The 1,360-nt window shown below is 58.8% G+C and carries 2 protein-coding genes and 1 pseudogene; 1 reads left to right on the plus strand and 2 read right to left on the minus strand.

Annotation, left to right across the window (positions count from 1 at the left end; genetic code table 11):
* Positions 1-179: 179 nt before the first annotated feature.
* Positions 180-332 carry a hypothetical protein gene (locus tag J8I34_RS34060; protein ID WP_209808566.1) on the minus strand — a complete coding sequence of 51 codons (153 nt, stop codon included), beginning with the start codon at positions 330-332 and terminating at the stop codon, positions 180-182.
* 258 nt (positions 333-590) lie between these two features.
* Between J8I34_RS34060 and J8I34_RS34065 the strand changes: the two are divergent.
* A pseudogene (locus tag J8I34_RS34065) lies at positions 591-788 on the plus strand (HU family DNA-binding protein); the annotation flags it as partial.
* 90 nt (positions 789-878) lie between these two features.
* Here the strand turns inward: J8I34_RS34065 and J8I34_RS34070 are convergent.
* On the minus strand, positions 879-1,223 hold the full coding sequence (locus J8I34_RS34070) for a 3'-5' exoribonuclease (RefSeq protein ID WP_245176356.1): 345 nt from the start codon (positions 1,221-1,223) through the stop codon (positions 879-881).
* Positions 1,224-1,360: the final 137 nt, after the last annotated feature.

Here is a 1,360-nt window from a genome sequence, read left to right on the forward strand (position 1 = left end):
GGCACCGGCACACTCGACGAGATGGCCCAGTTGATCATCACGCTCCTGGAGCCCTATTTACAGCCCGATAATTATTAAAGGGCTTTGCGGGATGTTGTACTAGGTTCAAGGAATTGCCCGGCGGCGGCTGGCCCATCGGCTGCCTGACAGAACTGCTACATCCAACGCAGCCACTTGCGTCACATGAAGCCGTAGATTTTTGCGCTACTCTCACCAACGCCGCGCCTGGCCAGCCAGTGATCGAGCGCACGATCAGCATCCTTTCTCCATTCGGCGAACGTGCTGCCGAAGAGGGCTTGCTGTATGTTGCGGGTCCCGCTGCTGGCTTTCATAAGGCATTCTCCGTATATCGAGCTCACTGAGTGTTGCAATTGCGTTGAGGATACCCGGAGCACACGCAGAAAAATGCAAAATAACCCTTGAAAATAGGCTTGGTCGTGGCAATATCGCGTGCAGGGTTGCGGATCAACCCATCGGGACCCGCCGGCACATCAACCACTGAGAGTACGAACCGATAGGCAACTAAAGCTAAGACGACTGCCAAGGCCGCTGCGAAGCCGGCCGTTAAGGCCCCGGCCAAGAAGGCTGCTGTGAAGCCGGCCGCGAAGGCTGCACCGAAGACCGCCGCCGCCGTGGCACCGGTGGCCAAGCCGCTGAAGGAGACTTTCAACAAGTCCAGCCTGCTCGCCCACCTGGTCGCGCAAACCCAGCTCGAAGCCAAGACTGTGAAGACAGTATTGGCCCATCTGGAAAACACGATCGTGAGCGCGCTGCATAAGAAGGGCGCCTAGCGCTCCCTTCTTCGTTTGGCCGGCCCGCTCTGCTGCGGGCCCCGGCCTGCTGCAGCAACTAACAATACCTAGCGTTGAGCGAACAGGTCAGAACCCGTACGGCGTGGTCGACCTGTCCCTCCCAGGGGCGGAGTTGGTTACCGGGCAGCATGAAGAACGCTTGGGCTTTGCAGGCACGGCGTGCATCCATGCCCGCAGTTCGTCGCTGAGTTGCGTGGTCGGCATTGACCGGCCCGGAAACGGCCCAAGTTGCGGAAGCACGGCCTCACGCACGAATCCGCTGCAGGTTCGGCGATCGAAGTCGGAGGACTCACCGTAAAATTCGCGCCCATCTTCTCCCACGATCGCCACGCTAATCAGCTGGCAGTCCTGGAAGTCGGTGAACTCGGTATCGACGAAGTAGAGGGTTTTCCAAGGGCTGCGCGGTGTCATGGCCCAGATCTGCTGCAGGGATTCCGGCCAAGTGGCCAACTTTTCGCATAGCAACTTTCGGTTAGGGATGGTCTGAAAAACCTCTGCCAACGGAAGGGCGGCAGAGACGTTAAATGAGGATCACGAAAGCTGCATGA

Source organism: Cupriavidus phytohabitans, assembly GCF_017815025.1.
GTDB lineage: Bacteria > Pseudomonadota > Gammaproteobacteria > Burkholderiales > Burkholderiaceae > Cupriavidus.

Bases quoted from the DNA above. Each gene is read 5' to 3' on its own strand.
- J8I34_RS34060 (WP_209808566.1), bottom strand. From the start codon at position 332: ATGAAAGCCAGCAGCGGGACCCGCAACATACAGCAAGCCCTCTTCGGC.
- J8I34_RS34070 (WP_245176356.1), bottom strand. From the start codon at position 1,223: ATGACACCGCGCAGCCCTTGGAAAACCCTCTACTTCGTCGATACCGAG.